This is a genomic window from Pseudomonas sp. B12(2026) (genome assembly GCF_057767015.1).
The window spans coordinates 2,210,999-2,228,668 of record NZ_CM173430.1 but is presented as its reverse complement, the minus strand read 5'-3'; the positions used below and the strand labels follow the sequence as shown (position 1 = coordinate 2,228,668).

General features: G+C 67.9%; 14 protein-coding genes. 7 read left to right on the top strand and 7 right to left on the bottom strand.

What is annotated here, in order from left to right; genetic code table 11:
• Positions 1–499: 499 nt before the first annotated feature.
• From AC3B6A_RS10460 to AC3B6A_RS10435, 6 genes are all read left to right on the top strand, one after another.
• A complete protein-coding gene (locus tag AC3B6A_RS10460) occupies positions 500–1,303 on the top strand; it encodes a cytochrome c (RefSeq protein WP_488402568.1) in 804 nt (267 codons plus the stop codon).
• A gap of 329 nt (positions 1,304–1,632) precedes the next feature.
• Positions 1,633–2,790 carry a putative ABC transporter substrate-binding protein YdcS gene (ydcS, locus tag AC3B6A_RS10455; protein ID WP_488402566.1) on the top strand — a complete coding sequence of 386 codons (1,158 nt, stop codon included), beginning with the start codon at positions 1,633–1,635 and terminating at the stop codon, positions 2,788–2,790.
• Positions 2,791–3,888: 1,098 nt separating this feature from the next.
• A complete protein-coding gene (locus AC3B6A_RS10450) occupies positions 3,889–4,908 on the top strand; it encodes an ABC transporter ATP-binding protein (protein WP_488402565.1) in 1,020 nt (339 codons plus the stop codon).
• Complete coding sequence (locus tag AC3B6A_RS10445) at positions 4,905–5,816, top strand: ABC transporter permease (protein WP_488402563.1); 912 nt, start codon at positions 4,905–4,907, stop codon at positions 5,814–5,816. Before AC3B6A_RS10450 ends, AC3B6A_RS10445 begins: the two co-directional genes overlap by 4 nt.
• Positions 5,806–6,618 (top strand): ABC transporter permease, encoded by an 813-nt coding sequence (locus AC3B6A_RS10440; protein WP_488402562.1) that lies wholly within the window; start codon positions 5,806–5,808, stop codon positions 6,616–6,618. The genes AC3B6A_RS10445 and AC3B6A_RS10440 overlap by 11 nt, the downstream gene beginning before the upstream one ends.
• A 55-nt stretch (positions 6,619–6,673) precedes the next feature.
• Complete coding sequence (locus AC3B6A_RS10435) at positions 6,674–8,098, top strand: gamma-aminobutyraldehyde dehydrogenase (protein WP_488402560.1); 1,425 nt, start codon at positions 6,674–6,676, stop codon at positions 8,096–8,098.
• A gap of 250 nt (positions 8,099–8,348) precedes the next feature.
• Here the strand turns inward: AC3B6A_RS10435 and AC3B6A_RS10430 are convergent, their stop codons facing one another.
• The 5 genes from AC3B6A_RS10430 to AC3B6A_RS10410 all read right to left on the bottom strand — a co-directional run bounded on the left by AC3B6A_RS10430 (position 8,349) and on the right by AC3B6A_RS10410 (position 13,085).
• Positions 8,349–9,053: a type 1 glutamine amidotransferase gene (locus AC3B6A_RS10430; protein WP_488402558.1), complete on the bottom strand. Its 705-nt coding sequence runs from the start codon at positions 9,051–9,053 to the stop codon at positions 8,349–8,351.
• Positions 9,054–9,231: 178 nt separating this feature from the next.
• Complete coding sequence (locus AC3B6A_RS10425) at positions 9,232–9,570, bottom strand: ribonuclease E inhibitor RraB (protein ID WP_488402557.1); 339 nt, start codon at positions 9,568–9,570, stop codon at positions 9,232–9,234.
• A 359-nt stretch (positions 9,571–9,929) separates the two neighbouring features.
• Positions 9,930–10,688, bottom strand: coding sequence for an SDR family oxidoreductase (locus AC3B6A_RS10420; protein ID WP_488402555.1), 759 nt, complete (start codon positions 10,686–10,688; stop codon positions 9,930–9,932).
• Positions 10,685–11,626 (bottom strand): alpha/beta hydrolase, encoded by a 942-nt coding sequence (locus AC3B6A_RS10415; protein WP_488402553.1) that lies wholly within the window; start codon positions 11,624–11,626, stop codon positions 10,685–10,687. Before AC3B6A_RS10415 ends, AC3B6A_RS10420 begins: the two co-directional genes overlap by 4 nt.
• Entirely contained in the window at positions 11,610–13,085 is a 1,476-nt protein-coding gene (locus tag AC3B6A_RS10410; protein WP_488402552.1) for a flavin-containing monooxygenase, read from the bottom strand. Before AC3B6A_RS10410 ends, AC3B6A_RS10415 begins: the two co-directional genes overlap by 17 nt.
• A 131-nt stretch (positions 13,086–13,216) precedes the next feature.
• On the opposite strand from AC3B6A_RS10410, the gene AC3B6A_RS10405 reads away from it, so the two are divergent.
• Positions 13,217–14,233 (top strand): AraC family transcriptional regulator, encoded by a 1,017-nt coding sequence (locus AC3B6A_RS10405; protein WP_488402550.1) that lies wholly within the window; start codon positions 13,217–13,219, stop codon positions 14,231–14,233.
• 34 nt (positions 14,234–14,267) lie between these two features.
• On the opposite strand, the gene AC3B6A_RS10400 is transcribed toward AC3B6A_RS10405, so the two are convergent.
• The gene (locus AC3B6A_RS10400) at positions 14,268–15,053 is read right to left on the bottom strand and encodes a sulfite exporter TauE/SafE family protein (RefSeq protein WP_488402548.1); all 786 of its coding nucleotides are present in this window, start codon (positions 15,051–15,053) and stop codon (positions 14,268–14,270) included.
• Positions 15,054–15,333: 280 nt separating this feature from the next.
• Entirely contained in the window at positions 15,334–17,397 is a 2,064-nt protein-coding gene (locus tag AC3B6A_RS10395; protein WP_488402547.1) for an LTA synthase family protein, read from the bottom strand.
• Positions 17,398–17,670 lie beyond the last annotated feature (273 nt).

The following is a 17,670-nucleotide window of genomic DNA, read 5'->3' as shown; positions in this document are numbered from 1 at the left end:
GCGGGCCAGAGCTGTCACGCTGCGGTCATATAGGTGGAATATGCCTGGAGCTGCAGGACTTGCTGCCAGATGGTCTAAGCCCGCGCCGCACTAGGCTTAGACTCCATTTTGCAGACACTGCGAACAGTGCCGTCGCCGGGGTTTTGCCGGGGCGGCTACGGAACCAGAAGCCAAGGCGCTGGCTCCACTGCCGACAGGCCGTGCGTGCGGACCGGAACCGCGCCAACAACAAGAAAGGCAGAAGGCCATGATCAACCAACAACCCAGAAAATGGCGTCAGGCTAGCCTGATCGTCTTCGCCACCACCGTACTGCTGATAATCCCCAATCTGAGTCGTCTGGTCGGCTAGGGACGACAAGCCGGCGATCCCGTTGCTGCGCACCGCGTGCCGCTACCCGCGCGCCACGGTCAACGCAGCGCGGGAGAAGCCACCACCCTGCTTCACCGCGTCGGCGTCTGCTATGGTTCGGCGGCCCTCTCCCGCCCACCGGAACCGACCATGCGCCCACTGCTGCTGACGCTGCTCCTGCTCTGCCCCGCCGCCTTCGCCGGCACGCTCGCCCTGGAACTGCCCAAGGGCAACCACACACTCACCCGCGAACAACTGCTGGCCAACCCGGCGACACAGGACATCGAGATTCCCGGCGACGTCTCCTACCACCGCACCATGCACTATCGTGCGCTGCCGCTGGCGAAGCTGCTGAGCGGCATCGGCCCGGGCGACCACCTGCAGGTCGTCGCGCTGGACGGCTTCGCCGCCGAACTGCCGGCCGCGCCGCTGCTGGCGGAAACCGGCGCGCGCGCCTGGCTGGCCATCGAGGAGAAGGACAAGCCCTGGCCGCCGCTGGGCGACGGCAAGCCGTCCGCCGGGCCGTTCTACCTGGTCTGGAGCAACCCCGGCGCCGCCGGCATCGGCTCGGAGCAATGGCCCTTCCAGGTCGCCGCCATCCGCTACATCAAGCCGGTGGCGGAACGCTTCCCCGCCCTGCTGCCGGCCAGCGATGCGCCGCGGCCGGTGCAGGACGGCTTCGCCCAGTTCCAGAAGAACTGCCTGGCCTGCCACCGCCTCAATGGCGCCGGCGACTCGCAGTTCGGCCCGGACCTGAACATTCCGCACAGCCCGACCGAGTACTTCGCCGCCGGCTACCTCAAGCAGTACATCCGCGACCCGCAGAGCCTGCGGCGCTGGCCCGAGGCGCGGATGAAGGGCTTCGCCCCGGAGGCGATCAGCGATGCGCAGCTGGAGCAGATCGTCGCCTACCTGAAACACATGGCGCAGCGGAAGGTAAAAGCCGGTAGCTGATCGCACGCCCCCTGTAGGAGCGGAGCTTCTCCGCGAAATCCCGGCGCAGCCGGGACAGTGCCTCGGACAGAAGCGCCGACCTGCCGGTCGGATTCGCGGAAAGGTTCCGCTCCTGCAAAGGCACTCCGCGCGACTGGCGAATCCGCCGCGAACCGCGCCCTCCTTGCGGCCACGAGCCGCGCCGAAGCTCGCTTGTCAGCCACAAGGGCCAGAACTACGCTGCAAGAGCGCCCCTCGCGACAGGGGCATATCGCTATCAAACGGGTGCCGCCTTACGGCGCGGTACGGCCGCAGAGGCTCCAACAACGAAGAACAACAGGAGTCCGTCCATGTCATCAGTGAAATTCGCCGCGCTGGCCTTCGCCGGCGTCGGCCTGCTCAGCAGCGCATCCCTCCAGGCCGCCGATGCGCTCAAGCAACTGGGCCAGCCCGAAGGCGCCCTCGACATCATCGCCTGGCCGGGCTACATCGAACGCGGCGAGAGCGACAAGAACTACGACTGGGTCACCCGCTTCGAGCAGGACACCGGCTGCAAGGTCAACGTGAAGACCGCCGCCACCTCCGACGAGATGGTCAGCCTGATGGCCAAGGGCGGCTACGACCTGGTCACCGCCTCCGGCGACGCCTCGCTGCGGCTGGTCTATGGCAAGCGCGTGCAGCCGATCAACATCGCCCTGGTCCCCAACTGGAAGAACGTCGACCCGCGCCTGCAGAACGCGCCGTGGCACACGGTGGACGGCAAGCACTTCGGCACGCCCTACCAGTGGGGCCCGAACGTGCTGATGTACAACACCAAGGTCTTCCCCAAGGCGCCGCAGAGCTGGAACGTGGTGTTCAGCGAGCAGAAGCTGCCCGACGGCAAGAGCAACAAGGGCCGCGTGCAGGCCTACGACGGGCCGATCTACATCGCCGACGCCGCGCTCTACCTGAAGACCACCAACCCCGCGCTGGGCATCCAGGACCCCTACGAGCTCAACGAGGAGCAGTACGCCGCCACACTCAAGCTGCTGCGCGAGCAGCAGAAGCTGGTCCACCGCTACTGGCATGACGCGACGGTGCAGATGAGCGACTTCAAGAACGAAGGCGTGGCCGCCTCCGGCTCCTGGCCCTACCAGGTCAACGCGCTGGTGACCGAGAAGCAGCCGATCGCCTCGACCATCCCGGTCGAAGGGGTGACCGGCTGGGCCGACACCACCATGCTGCACGTCGACGCCAAGCACCCGACCTGCGCCTACAAGTGGCTGAACTGGTCGCTGGAGCCCCAGGTGCAGGGCGACGTGGCCGCCTGGTTCGGCTCGGTCCCCGCCTCCCCCGCCGGCTGCACCGGCAGCCAGCTACTCGGCGCCCAGGGCTGCGCCACCAACGGCTACGACCAGTTCGACCGTATCGCCTTCTGGAAGACCCCGCAGGCCAAGTGCGGCCAGGGGCAGTGCGTGCCGTACAGCCGCTGGACGCAGGACTACATCGCGATCATGGGCGGGAGGTGATGTAGCCTGCGCCTGCCGCTTGCTCGCGAACCTTGGCTGATCGCGCGCATGGCGCGCACCTACAGGTTTGCACCGCCATGAAAAGGCCCCGCTCGTGCGGGGCTTTTTTGCTTTCTTCGTAGGAGCGGAGCTTCTCCGCGATGCTTTTGTAGTTCGGTGTTTATGCGCCGCTTCGGCGTGTGCTGGAAGATTTTGTTTCGCCCCCTCGGGCGACCTACTTTGCCAAACGACGCAAAGTAGGCAAAGGTCTGTGCCCCATCATCCGGCCCCGGCTTCGCCGGGGTTCCCTCGCTCCATCGGAGTTTCAGGGGCCCGCGTTGACGGGCCATCCCTGGCCCGACAACGCTCTCGCGGCATCCATGCCGCTCGACCCCTGAAACTCCGATTCCACTCGGCCTCCTGAAGGGGCGCTCCGGCGCGCGCGGAGATTCCTCTGGAAGTCTTCAAAAGCCAAAGCCCAAAGCACAGCGTGCCCGGGATTTGCTCGTGTAGGAGCGGACCTTGTCCGCGATCAGCCCCGTTCAAGAGCTTCGCGGACAAGGTCCGCTCCTACGAAAAGCATCTCGGCACAAATCATCGATGGGTATCGCTTCGCTCCACGCCATCCTACGAAAAGCCGCTCCCAGCATGGAGCCGCCAAGGTTTCAGGCGCGCGCAGAGTCCCGTCAGGAGGCCGAGTGGAGGTATTGCGCAGAGGGGCGAGCGGCATGGATGCCGCGAGAGGCGTAAAGGGCCAGGGACGGCCCTTGTACGCCGACCCTCGGAGCAATGCCGGAGCGAGGGCAGTCTGAGCGAAGCGAAGACCCGGATGCCGGGACGGGCCCTTTTGGTTCCTTTTGGGGCCCCAAAAGGGACTCGCCCGGGAGGGCGAAACCAAATCTTCCAGCACACGCCGAAGCGGCGCAGAAACACCGATCACAAAGAACGGTGGATAACGCTTAGCGTCATCCCCCTACAAACAGCAAAAGCACTGCGAAAACGACCGTTGCCCCCGGCGAAAAGCCCTCCCCTCCCGCCATAGCCGGGACGTCGGCAAGCACCCCCGCCCCCATGCGCTACCTTTTCTGATGCAGCCCCGCCACTCAGGTAGCCAGCAGCATGACCACAGCCGTCCAGTTCACCGAGGTGAGCCGTCATTACGGCGACGTGCGCGCCGTCGACCAGGTGTCCATCGAAATCCGCGACGGCGAGTTCTTCTCCATGCTCGGTCCCTCCGGCTCGGGCAAGACCACCTGCCTGCGCCTGATCGCCGGTTTCGAGCAGCCGACCTCCGGCTCCATCCGCATCCACGGCCACGAAGCCGCCGGGTTGCCGCCCTACGAGCGCGACGTCAACACGGTGTTCCAGGACTACGCGCTGTTCCCGCACATGAACGTGCTGGACAACGTCGCCTACGGCCTCAAGGTGAAGGGCGTGGCCAAGGCCGAGCGCTTGAAGCGCGCCGAAGAGGCCCTGGGCATGGTCGCCCTGGGCGGCTATGGCGGCCGCAAGCCGGCGCAGTTGTCCGGCGGCCAGCGCCAGCGCGTGGCGCTCGCCCGCGCCCTGGTGAATCGCCCGCGCGTGCTGCTGCTGGACGAACCCCTCGGCGCACTGGACCTCAAGCTGCGCGAACAGATGCAGGTGGAGCTGAAGAAACTGCAGCGCCAGCTGGGCATCACCTTCATCTTCGTCACCCACGACCAGGGCGAGGCGCTGTCCATGTCCGACCGCGTGGCGGTGTTCAACAAGGGCCGCATCGAACAGGTCGACACCCCCGGCAATCTCTACCGCCGCCCCGCCACGCGCTTCGTCGCCGAGTTCGTCGGCACCGCCAACGTGCTGCGCGGCGAGCTGGCGCAGCGCCTGCTCGGCGAGCCCCGCCCGCACTCGCTGCGCCCCGAGCACGTGCGCTTCGGCCGCGCCGGCGAGGGCGAGCTGGAAGTCAGCGGCACCCTGTTCGACGTGCAGTACATGGGCGCCAGCAGCCGCTACGAAGTCGAGCTGGACAACGGCGCGCGCCTGGTCGTCGCGCTGCCCAACGGTGAACGCGAGGAACGCCGGCCGCAACCGGGCGAACCGGTCACCGCCTGCTGGGCGCGCAGCGCGCTGGTGCCGCTGCTGGAGGAACCGGCGCCATGAGCGCGATGCGCGGAATCTCCAGCTTCCTCTACCGGCGCGGCACGCTGTACCTGCTGATGCTGCTGATTCCGCCGCTGCTGTGGTTCGGGGTGGTCTACATCGGCTCGCTGTTCGCCCTGCTCTGGCAGAGCTTCTACACCTTCGACGACTTCACCATGGCGGTGACGCCGGAGCTGACCCTGGCCAACTACAAGGCGCTGTTCAACCCGGCCAACTACGACATCGTGCTGCGCACCCTGGGCATGGCCATCAGCGTCTCCGTCGCCAGCGCCATCCTCGCCTTCCCCATCGCCTACTACATGGCGCGCTACGCCGGGCCCAAGGAAAAGGCCTTCTTCTACATCGCGGTGATGCTGCCGATGTGGGCCAGCTACATCGTCAAGGCCTACGCCTGGACGGTGATCCTGGCCAAGGGCGGCATGCTCTACTGGGTGATCGAGCGCCTGCACCTGCTCGGCCTGCTGGGCCTGCTGCTGGACGTGCCCGGCGTCGGCGGCAACACCCTGTCCACCTCGCACATCGGACGCTTCTGGGTGTTCACCTACATCTGGCTGCCGTTCATGATCCTGCCGATCCAGGCCGCCCTGGAGCGCCTGCCGCCGTCGCTGCTGCAGGCCTCGGCGGACCTCGGCGCGCACCCGCGGCAGACCTTCTTCCAGGTGATCCTGCCGCTGGCCTTCCCCGGCGTGGTGGCCGGATCGATCTTCACCTTCAGCCTGACCCTGGGCGACTTCATCATCCCGCAGCTGGTCGGTCCCAGCGGGCTGTTCATCGGCACCATGGTCTACGTGCAGCAGGGCGCGATCGGCAACATGCCGCTGGCGGCGGCCTTCACCCTGGTGCCCATCGTGCTGATCGCCGTCTACCTGTCCATCGCCAAGCGGCTGGGGGCCTTCGATGCGCTCTGACGACAACCGCCCCTCCTGGTTCCTGCGCCTGGCCGCCTGGGGCGGGCTGGTGTTCCTGCATTTCCCGATCCTGGTGATCCTGCTCTACGCCTTCAACACCGAGGAGTCGGCCTACAGCTTCCCGTTGCAGGGCTTCACCCTGAAATGGTTCAGCATCGCCTTCGCCCGTGGCGACGTGCTCGACGCCATCTGGCTGTCGGTGAAGATCGCCTGCATCGCCACGCTGATCGCCATGGTCCTCGGTACCCTGGCCGCCGGCGCGCTGTACCGGCGCGACTTCTTCGGCAAGGAGAGCATCTCGCTGATGCTGATCCTGCCCATCGCCCTGCCCGGCATCATCACCGGCATCGCCCTGCTCTCGGCGTTCAAGACCCTGGGCATCGACCCCGGCTTCCTGACCATAGTCATCGGCCACGCCACCTTCTGCGTGGTGATCGTCTACAACAACGTCATCGCGCGCTTCCGCCGCACCGCGTTCAGCCTGATCGAGGCGAGCATGGACCTGGGCGCCGACGGCTGGCAGACCTTCCGCTACATCATCCTGCCGAACATCGCCACGGCGCTGCTGGCCGGCGGCATGCTGGCCTTCGCCCTGTCGTTCGACGAGATCATCGTCACCACCTTCACCGCCGGCCACGAGCGCACCCTGCCGCTGTGGCTGCTCAACCAGCTGACCCGCCCGCGCGACGTGCCGGTGACCAACGTGGTGGCGATGCTGGTGATGCTCGCCACCATGCTGCCGATCCTCGGCGCCTACTACCTGACGCGCGGCACCAGCGACGTGGCGGGCAGCGGCAAGTGACCGGCGAACCAACAACCGCACACGCACGCAACGGCACCTGCACGGAGGACACGCGATGCAAACCAAACTCCTGATCAACGGCCAGTTCGTCGCCGGCGAAGGCGAGCAGCTGGACATCCTCAACCCCGCCACCGGCGAGGTGCTCGGCCAGGTCGCCGAGGCCAGCGAAGCCCAGGTGGACATTGCCGTGCGCGCCGCCGACGCGGCTTTCGACGGCTGGTCGCAGACCGCGCCGAAGGACCGCGCCATGCTCCTGCTGCGCCTCGCCGAGCGCATCGAGGAACACGCCGGGGAGCTGGCCCGCCTGGAATCCGACAACTGCGGCAAGCCCTATGCCGCCGCGCTGAACGACGAGATCCCGGCCATCGCCGACGTGTTCCGCTTCTTCGCCGGCGCCTGCCGCGTGCTGCCCGGCTCCGCCGCCGGCGAATACCTGCCCGGCTTCACCTCGATGATCCGCCGCGACCCGGTGGGCGTGGTCGCCTCCATCGCGCCGTGGAACTACCCGCTGATGATGGCCGCGTGGAAGCTCGGCCCGGCGCTGGCCGCCGGCAACTGCGTGGTGCTCAAGCCGTCCGAGCAGACCCCGCTGACCGCCCTGCGGCTCGCCGAATTCATCGCCGAGCTGTTCCCCGCCGGGGTGGTGAACCTGGTCTTCGGCCGCGGCCCGAGCGTCGGCGTGCCGCTGGTGGGCCACGAGATGGTGCGCATGGTGTCCCTCACCGGTTCGATCGGCACCGGCAAGTCGATCATCCGCAGCGCCGCCGACAGCGTGAAGCGCCTGCACATGGAACTGGGCGGCAAGGCCCCGGTGATCGTCTTCGACGACGCCGACCTGGAGGACGTGGTGGCCGGCATCCGCACCTTCGGCTTCTACAACGCAGGGCAGGACTGCACCGCCGCCTGCCGCATCTACGCCGGCAGGAAGATCTACGACAACTTCGTCGCCGACCTCGCCAGCGCGGTTTCGAGCCTGAAGACCGGCCTGCAGAACGACCCGGCCACCGAACTCGGCCCGCTGATCAGCGCGGCGCAGCGCGAGCGCGTGTCCGGCTTCGTCGAACGGGCCAAGGCCAGCCCGCACATCCGCATCGCCACCGGCGGCAATGCCGTGAGCGGCACGGGCTTCTTCTACGAACCGACGGTGGTGGCCAACGCCCAACAGGACGACGAGATCGTCCGCCGCGAGGTGTTCGGCCCGGTGGTCTCAGTGACGCCCTTCAGTGATGCGGAGGAAGCGATCCGCTGGGCCAACGACTCCGACTACGGCCTCGCCTCCTCGGTGTGGACCCGCGACGTCGGCCGCGCCTCGCGGGTGGCCGCGCGCCTGCAGTACGGCTGCACCTGGGTGAACACCCACTTCATGCTCTGCAGCGAGATGCCCCACGGCGGCTTCAAGCAGTCCGGCTACGGCAAGGACCTGTCGATGTACGGCCTGGAGGACTACACCGTGGCGCGGCACATCATGATCAAGCATTGACCCGCACGGGCATGCTTTACCTGTAGGAGCGAGCTTGCTCGAGAACAAACTCCGCTGCGGAGCTGGGGTTCGCGAGCAAGCTCCTACGAAGAGCACCACGCTCCGTGCACCATCAATGGGTCGGACACGTAGGATGGGTGGAGCGCAGCGATACCCATGCTGACGGACGCGTGGCATTGATGGGTATCGCTGCGCTCCACGCCATCCTACAACGTGCGCCATGCACCATGGGTGTGGAGCGAGGCGCCGATCAGACCAACCCGGCCAGCTTCAGCCAGTGGGCGTAGAACCCCTCCGCCACGCGGTTCATCGCCGCGACCTTCTGCGGCAGGTCGGCCAGCATCACCTCCGCGCTTTCCTGGCTCGGCTGGCTCGGGTCGAGGTATTCGGGGAAGCCATTGACCCAGCCGCTGACCAGCGCCTCGGTCATTTCCGGGTGCCCCTGCAGGCCGAGGATGCGCTCGCCGAAGCTGAACGCCTGGTTCGCGCACCAGGGGCTGGAGAGCAGGTGTGTCGCCCCCTCGGGCAGGTCGAAGGTATCGCCGTGCCACTGGTAGACCGGGAATTCGTCCGGCAGGTGCGCCAGCCACGGGCTCTGCGACTCCAGGCGGCGCATCGGCTGCCAGCCCATTTCGGTGTAGGGCATGCGCCGGATGCCCGCGCCCAGCGCCTTGGCCAGCAGTTGCCCGCCCAGGCAGTGGCCGATCATCGGCACATCGCGCTCGACGAAGCGGCGGATCGCCGCGATCTCCGTGCGCAGCCACGGCGTGTCGTCGTTGACGCTCATCGGCCCGCCCATGATGGCGACCGCCTTCGGCCGCTGCAGGTCGCAGCCTTGCAGCTCGCCGAGGTCGGCGCGGCGCACCTCGAACGACAGGCCGTGACGCTCCAGCACCGTGGCCAGGTGGCCCGGCGGGCAGAAATCGGCATGGGTCAGGATCAGGATATCGGTCATGGTCACCTCCGCGCGGCAGTCTGCCGCATCGGTGGCGCCGGGGAAACCTGGCGTGTCCGCAAGGTTGTCCTTGCATGGCCGCCGTGCAGGGAGGGAACACGCGCCGTCACTGCTGGCGGCGGCGCGCTTCGGTTTTTGCGGATCGGCCGTCGCGAGACGGCTCCAGGACGTGTTGCGCTCAGCGCAGGGAAGTGACCTCCTGGGTCACGCCCCAACCATCGAGAATACCGCCCAGTGGCACCACGACTTCCTCAAGGTCGTGCTCGAAATCACCGATGGCGGCGTGGGTGGCGAACATCACCTTGCTGATCTGCAGGCTCCAGCCGCCGTCATCGCGGGCTTCGACCTGGGCTCTCAGCGATTCCCCGCGAAACTGCCGGGCAGCTTTGCGGGCGTTCTGTTCATCGGGAAAGATGGCGAAAAAGTCGATGGGATGAATGCGAGCGAAATCGAAGCCACCTTCCTTCATCCGGCGCAACACGTTGACGCTGATATCCTCCGAGAGGGGCTTTTCCATGGTACGCACCTCCTGTCGAGACGTTCAGAGTTGTTCCCCGCCAACGAACGCACCCTGCCGACGGCGAGGATGCGTTCCGGGCACTTCTATGTGCCATAGGAAACGCCAATTGAATCAACGTCCCCCAACTGGCAGCCAAATCCGCCGAACGTGCTGAAGGGCACGTTCCCGTGACGGACTTCACAGGCCACAGTTCCAGCGTAGCGTCTCTGCCAGCGAGTTGCCGCTCCGTCACCGCGTCGGCCCCGGCGGCGGCGACAGGCGGCAATCCGGCGCGACGCATGCCCGCTACCGGGCCGCTGAACGGCCCGGAACGGCAGCGGAGCAGGAGGAACGGCGGAATGCCGCCCGGCAGGGCCTCAGGCGCGGCTGAGCCAGGCCATCACCCAGCGGTTGAGCGCCGGCGGCGACAGTTGGCCGGACCAGTACATCGCCCGGAACAGCGCGCCGATCGGCCGGTGCACTGCGCGGCTCTGCGCCTGGCGCCAGGCCGCCGCGGCGATGTCCTCGGCGCTCAGGGTCACGCCCAGGCGGCGCAGCACCGGCGGTTCGACGACCTGGCTGGCGACCATCGGCGTGCGCACGAACGGCGGCATCAGGTCGGCGACGCGGATGCCGTGCTCGCGCCACTCCAGCTCCAGCGCCTCGGTCAGGCCGCGCACGGCGAACTTGGAAGCGGAATAGCTGGCCATCTGCGGCACGCCGTACAGGCCGGAGGCCGAGCCCATGTTCAGCACCTGCGCGCCCGGCGTGCGCTTGAGGTACGGCAGCGCGGCGTAGCAGCAGTTGAGCACGCCCTGCACGTTGATCGCGATGATCCGCTGGTGATCGGCCAGGCTGATGTCCTCGAAGCGGCCGAACCGCAGGATGCCCGCGCAGTTGAACAACAGCCGCAGCCCGCCGCCGACCTCGGCGAACTCGCTCACGGCCAGCTTCACCGCCTCGCCGTCGGTGACGTCCAGCACCCGCTGCCAGGCGCCGTTCAGCTCCGCGGCGAGCGCCGCCAGCGGCTCGGGGTCCAGGTCGACCAGGCCGACCCGCCAGCCGCGCTGGTGGAACAGCCGCGCCGTGGCGGCGCCGATGCCCGAGGCGGCGCCGCTGATCAGGATGGAATTCATCGACGCCCTCCCCGCAGGTGCTGGGCGACGAAATCGGCGGTGTCCTGCAAGGCGCGGTCGGCCACCTTCAGCACCCCGGCGTGGAACTGGAACACGTGCCAGCAGTGGGGGAAGCGCTGCAGCTGCACATGGACGCCCTGCTTCTGCGCCGCCGCGGCGAAGCGCAGGCTGTCGTTGCGCAGCAGTTCGTCCTCGCCGACCTGGATCAGCAGCGGCGGCAGGCCGGCGAGATCGGCGTGCAGCGGCGACAGCTGCGCATCGCTGCGGGGCACATCCGGCGGACAGAACATCGCCATGGCGCTTTCCAGCCAGGGCCGGGTGAGCAGCGGGTCGCCCGCCGCCGGCACGTGCAGGTGCTCGAAGGAGAGGTCCGTCACCGGCGAGAAGGTCACCAGCGCGCCGGGCGCCGGCAGGCCGAGCGCCTTCACCTGCAGCGCCAGTTGCAGGGTCAGGTGGCCGCCGGCGGAATCCCCGGCGACGGCGATGGCGGCCGGCGCGATGCCCTTGTCCAGCAGCGCGCGGTAGGCCGCCACGGCGTCGTCGCGCTGGGCCGGGAAGCGATGCTCCGGCGCCAGGCGGTAATCCACCACCCAGACCTCTGCCCGGCAGCGCCGCGCCAGGTTGGCGGCGACGGTGCGGTGGGTGGCCGGCGAGCCGATCAGGTAGGCGCCGCCGTGCAGGTAGAGGATCACCCGGTCGCCGCCCGCCTCCGCGCGCCAGACTTCGGCGGGCAGCCCGCCGAGGGTCGTCCGCTCGCGCTGGGTGCCGCGCGGCGTCAGCGTGGTGGCGGTCATCCCGCGCAGCAGCGCGCGCTGCGCCGGCACCGGCAGGTTCGGCCCCATCATGCCGTGGAACAGCTTGAGCGCGCCGCGCAGGACGGCGGTGAGCAGCTTCTGGCCGGTGGACAGCGGTACCACGGGTTCAACGGATGCAGTCATAGTCGGCGAACTCCGGCTGACGGGTCTGTTGGCGGTAACGGAAGGTGAAGCCCGGCCAGTTGACGGTATTGCGCCCGCTGGCGGTCTTGTACCAGCTGGTGCAGCCGCGCTCCCAGACGGTGTGGCCGAGCTCGCGTTGCAGGCGCTGGTTGAAGCGCTGCTGCACCTGGGGTTTCACGTCCAGGTATTTGAGCCCCTCGCGGCGAATCCGCTGCAGGCAGGCCAGCACGTAGGGGAACTGGCTTTCCAGCATGTAGATGATCGAGTTGTGCCCCAGGTTGGTGTTCGGCCCGTAGAGGATGAACAGGTTGGGGAAGCCGCTGACGCTGATGCCCTTGTAGGCTTCCGCGCCATCCCGCCAGGCCTGGCTCAGCTCGCGCCCGCCCAAACCCTGGACGCGCATCGGCGCGAGGAACTCGGTGGCGGCGAAGCCGGTGCCGTAGATGAGGGTGTCCACCGGATGGCGCTGGCCGTCGCGGGTGACGATGGCGTCCTCGGTGACTTCGCGGATGCCCGTGTCGACCAGCTTCACGTTGCTGCGCGCCAGCGCCGGGTAATAGTCGTTGCTGATCAGGATGCGCTTGCAGCCCAGCGGGTAGTCCGGCTGCAGGCGCGCGCGCAGGCCGGCGTCGGGGATGCCGCGGTGCAGGTGGCGGTGGAAGCCCAGGCGCATCAGCTTCATCAGCGGCGGAAATACGCTGAAGGCCAGCGCCCGCGCCTCGTGCTGGACGTACTTGAGCCCCCGGTCCAGGCGTTGCAGCCACGGCAGGCGCGCCTTCAGGCGGCGCTCCCAGGCGGCATAGGGGCGGTCCGGCTTGGCGATCACGTAGGCCGCGCTGCGCTGGAACAGCAGCAGCTCGGCGACCTTCGGCGCGATCTGCGGCACGAACTGGATGGCGCTGGCGCCGGTGCCAATCACCGCCACCCGGCGCCCCTCCAGCGGCGCCCCGTCGTCCCATTGCGCGGAATGGAAGGCCTTGCCCCGGAAGCGCTCGATGCCCGGCAGCCGCGGAATCAGCGGACGGCTCAGCTGGCCCAGCGCGCACACCAGCGACTGGGCGCGCAGTTCCTCGCCGTTGGCGCAGGTCACCCGCCACTCCCCGGCCGCTTCGTCGAAGCTCGCCGCGCTGACTTCGCAGTGGAAGCGGATGCGCTCGCGCAGGCCGTACTTGTCCGCGCAGTGCCGCGCGTAGCCGAGGATTTCCGCCTGCGGGGCGAACTTGCGCGACCAGTCGGCCTTGGGTTCGAAGGAGAAGGAATACAGGTGCGAAGGCACGTCGCAGGCGGCGCCCGGATAGCGGTTCTCGCGCCAGCAGCCGCCGACGTCGGCGGCCTTTTCGAGGATCAGGAAGTCGTCGATGCCCGCCTGTTTCAGACGGATCGCCAGGCCCAGGCCGGCGAAGCCGGCGCCGATGATCAGCACGCGCACGGCCGCCGACCCCGGGGAAGTGTTTGTCATTGTTGTGCTCCCGGTGGTGTGCTCCGCCCGATGGCGGATGGGAACATCCTAGGGCTTCATTCGCCCGCGGGTTATGGCATAGTCGGACATAAAATTGTGACTTTCGGTCAGATTGTCCGACGAGGATTCCGATGCCTGCCACGCCCCCCTGGTCGCCCCGCCGCAGCGCGGTCAGCGTGCAGCTGCTGACGCAGTTCGCCCTGGACCACGGCCTGAACCTGGAGCAGTGCCTGGATGGCACCGGCCTGGACATCGGCGTGCTCGCCGATCCCGGCGCGGAGGTGGCCGCCGAGCAGGAGCTCGCCCTGGTGCGCAATCTGGTGCGGCACCTGCGGCACATCCCCGGCATCGGCCTCAAGGCCGGCCTGCGCTACCACCTCAACACCTACGGCATCTGGGGCTTCGCCCTGCTCAGCAGCGCCACCTTCCTCAGCGCCGCGCGCCTGGGGCTGCGCTACCTCGACCTGACCTACGCCTTCCACCGCATGCGCCTGGAGGAGCACGACGACGAGGCGCACCTGCTGCTGGACGACACGGCCGTGCCGGAAGATTTGCGCGACTTCCTGATCGAACGCGACGGCGGCGGCGTGCTGCGCATCCAGCGCGACCTGACCAACCAGCGGCCGCCCGTCCACCAGGCCAGTTTCCGCCGCGAGGCCCCCGCCGACGTGCAGCCCTATATCGACGAACTGGGTGTGCGCCCGCTGTTCGGCCAGGCGGAGAACCGCATCATCTTCGACCGGCGCATCCTCGACCTGCCGCTACCGGGGGCCAACCCGGAAGTGGCGCGGCGCTGCGAGGAACAGTGCCGCGCCCTGCTCGCCCGCCGCCAGGTGCGCACCGGGCTGTCCGGGCAGATCCGCGACCGCCTGCTGGCCACGCCGGGGCGCCTGCCGGACATGGAGCAGGTGGCCGGGGCCATGCACATGACCTCGCGCACCCTGCGCCGCCGCCTGGAGGCCGAGGGCAGCAGCTTCCGCGCGCTGGTGGACGAGGTGCGCCAGGCGCTGGCCGAGGAGCTGCTGGGCACCGGCGCGATCTGCCTGGAGGAAATTGCCGAGCGGCTCGGCTATGGGGAGGTGTCGAACTTCATCCACGCCTTCCGCCGCTGGAAAGGCGTGCCGCCGGGGCGTTTCCGCCGGGGATAGAAACCCGCGGGCTGGAGCAGAGCCCGGGCAGGTTTTAGAAGACCAGCTTGTAGCCGATCGACGCCAGCATCACCGCCAGGCACGGACGCAGCACGCCGTCCGGAATGCGGCCGGCCAGGTGGCTGCCCATGTAGATGCCCGGCAGCGAGCCCGTCAGCAGGTAGCCGAGCAGGCTCCAGTCCATGTTGCCCATGCTGGCGTGGCCGAGGCCGGCGACCAGGGTCAGGGGCACGGCGTGGGCGATCTCGGTGCCGACCAGGCGGCGGGTGGCGAGAAAGGGATAGAGCGTGAACAGCGCCACGGTGCCCAGCGCGCCGGCGCCGATGGAGGTCAGCGCGACCATGGCGCCGAGGACGATGCCGGTGATGACGGTCAGGCTGGTCAGCTTCGGGCCGCTGAAGTGGAAGCTGTCGCCGGCATGGCGCTGGGCGAAGGCCAGCACCTGCTTCTTGAACAGCACGGCCAGCGCGGTGAGCAGCAGGACCATGCCCAGGGCGTGCTTGATGATGCTGTCCATCGCCGCGGTGTCGGCGTGCAGGCTGCGCAGGAACAGCAGGGTGAGCGCCGCCGCCGGCACGCTGCCGAGCGCGAGCCAGCCGGTGATGTGCCAGTCGATGTTGTCGTTCTTGCGATGAACCAGGACGCCGCCGGACTTGGTGATGGCGGCATACAGCAGGTCGGTGCCCACCGCGGCGGCGGGGTTGATGCCGAACCAGAGCAGGATGGGGGTCATCAGCGAGCCGCCGCCAACGCCGGTCATCCCGACGATGAAGCCAACGACAAGACCCGCGATCACGAAACCGATATTGCCAACATCCATCTACGCGTCCTGACTGGCGAAACTGATCACCTCGTGGTGTGGGCGGCAGGATAACGACTTTTCTTATAATCCATTAGACCGATGTGGTCTTAATTTATAACCGATTCACACAAGTTCGCCGCCCGGAAAATCCCCGCCCAACGCCTCTGGCACGGCGCTTTCCCTGTTGGAGCGAGCTCACTCGCGAACCCTCGGAATCCCGCGCGGGGATGTTCGCCAGCACGCCAGGATGCAGGCATGAAAAAGGGGCCCGAAGGCCCCTTTTTCGCTTACCCGAGCGTCACTTCGCATCCACCACGCCGGTGGTGTTGTCCAGCAGGCTCCTGGTCGCGGTCTGGATGAAGGATTCCAGGCGCAGGCGCAGGTCCTCCTGGTCCGGCGCGTTCTCCACGCGGGTCACGCCGAAGTCCTTGCCGACCTTGTAGTCGTAGACGCGGATGTCGCCTTCCTTGGGTTTGATCAGGATGCGGTTGCCGTCGATGATCGCCACCACCTGCTCGCTGCCGGAGGGCTTGATCACGCCGAAGCCCTTGTCGCCTTCGGGCAGGTTCAGCAGGTCGCGGCCCCAGCACTGCTGGCGCACGTCGCCGCCCAGGCGGCCCATGATGGTCGGCACGATGTCGATCTGGGTGCCGACGGTATCGCGGGTGGCGCCGAACTTCTCCTGGATGCCCGGAGCGATCATCAGCAGCGGCACGTTGAAGCGGAACAGGTCCATCTCGGTCAGTTGCTCCGGCGCGCCGAAGCCGTGGTCGCCGACCACGATGAACAGGGTGTCCTTGTAGTACGGCGACTTCTTCGCCTTCTCGAAGAACTGGCCCAGCGCCCAGTCGGAGTAGCGCATGGCGGTCAGGTGCTCGTCGAGGCTGCCGTGGCCGGTCACGCGCTCCACCGGCAGGTCCTTGGGCAGTGCGTAGGGCACGTGGTTGGAGAGGCTCTGCAGCAGGGCGTAGAACGGCTTGCCGGTGGCTTCGAGCTTGTCCAGTTCCTCGTTGCCGCGGGAGAACATGTCCTGGTCGGACACGCCCCAGGTCGGGTCGGAGAACACCGGATTGACGAAGTCGTTGCGGCCGATGAAGGTGGTCATGCCCTGGTTGGCGAAGAAGCCGGACTGGTTGTCCCAGGCGAAATCGCCGTTGTAGACGTAGACGTCCTCGAACTTGCGTGCCGACAGCAGCTGCGGCAGGCCGGAGAACTTGTGGCCGCCCTCGGGCGTCTGCATCAGGTACTCGAAGCCCGGCAGGTTGGGAAAGCACGCCATGGTGGCGAACATGCCCTGATGGGTGTGGGTGCCGTTGGAGAAGAACTGGGTGAACAGCAGACCCTCCTTCGACAACTGGTCGAAGTACGGGGTGATGTTGCCCGGGGCGCCCAGCGCGCCGACGAAGTGGCCGGCGAAGCTCTCCAGCAGGATCACCACCACGTTCTTGATCGGCAGGGTGCCATCGGCCGGCGGCGTGTAGTCGCGGCGGATCGCGGCGCTGCCGGCGTCGACCAGCTTGTCGGCCGGCATCAGCAGCATCTTGCGCACGGTCTCCTGGGCCTGGGCGTCGGGCAGCGTGGCTTTCCAGATGTTGTCGCGCTCCTCGGAGAAGCGGCTTTCGGCGGCCTTGATCAGGCTCAGGGTGCCGTTCAGGCCCAGCTGGTTGGCGAACATCGAGTCGGTGGTGAAGGCGTCGCCCCAGCGCAGCGGCGGGCCCTGGCGCAGGGTGCCGCGGGCGGCGACGACGCAGACGCCGATGACCACCAGCATGACCACCGCGCGGAGGTACCAGGCAGCGGCGGACGAGCCACTGGCGCTCGGCCGGGTCGCGCGGTCGATGCCGCGGAACAGCCGGTACAGCACCCAGGTGGCGAAGGCCCAGGCCAGCAGGTAGCGGACCACCGGGTAGCCGTACCAGATCATGCTCATGACCGTCTTCGGGTCTTCGGACATGTACTGGAACACCAGGCTGTTCAGGCGCTGGTGGAATTCACGGTAGAAGTCCATCTCCAGCACGCCGAGGAACAGCGTCAGGCTCGCGGTGACGGTCAGCCACGCCTTCCACAGCCAGCGCCAGCCCATGGCGCGGGCGCTGGCGATGGCGAACACCAGCGGGGCGACGATGTAGACCACCACGCGGATGTCGAAGCGCATGCCGGTAATGAAGGCCTCGACGAAGGTGGCCGCCGGCGTGCCGTCGATCAGCTCGCGGTTGTAGACGAACAGCGCAAGACGCAGCAGAGAGAACATCGCCATCAGCGCGACGGCGCTGAGCGCGGTGAACGCCAGATGGCTGGAGACGGTAGGCCGCGCAAGGCTCGCACCGGTCTGGCGATTGGTCAGGACTTCTGGTTGGCCCATTTCTAGGTTCCGTTGTAAACGTGTGGGTTCGCCGGCGCGCCACCCGTACGGGGACTGGCGCGAGCGCGAAAGACTGCGGCATTACACCGCAAACGCAGCGGTGGCGCATTTTATTCGGCGCCGCTTAAGCCGGGGCGTGCAATCGTTTCGGGATGATACGGGTCCCCGCCGGCGGCGCCGCGACCACCGGACGGCGGGTAGCCTGCCGGACCACAGGTGAAGAAACTGTCATGTCCGGCCGCCGCCCGGCCCCGCGCCGCGGCAGGGCGGCGG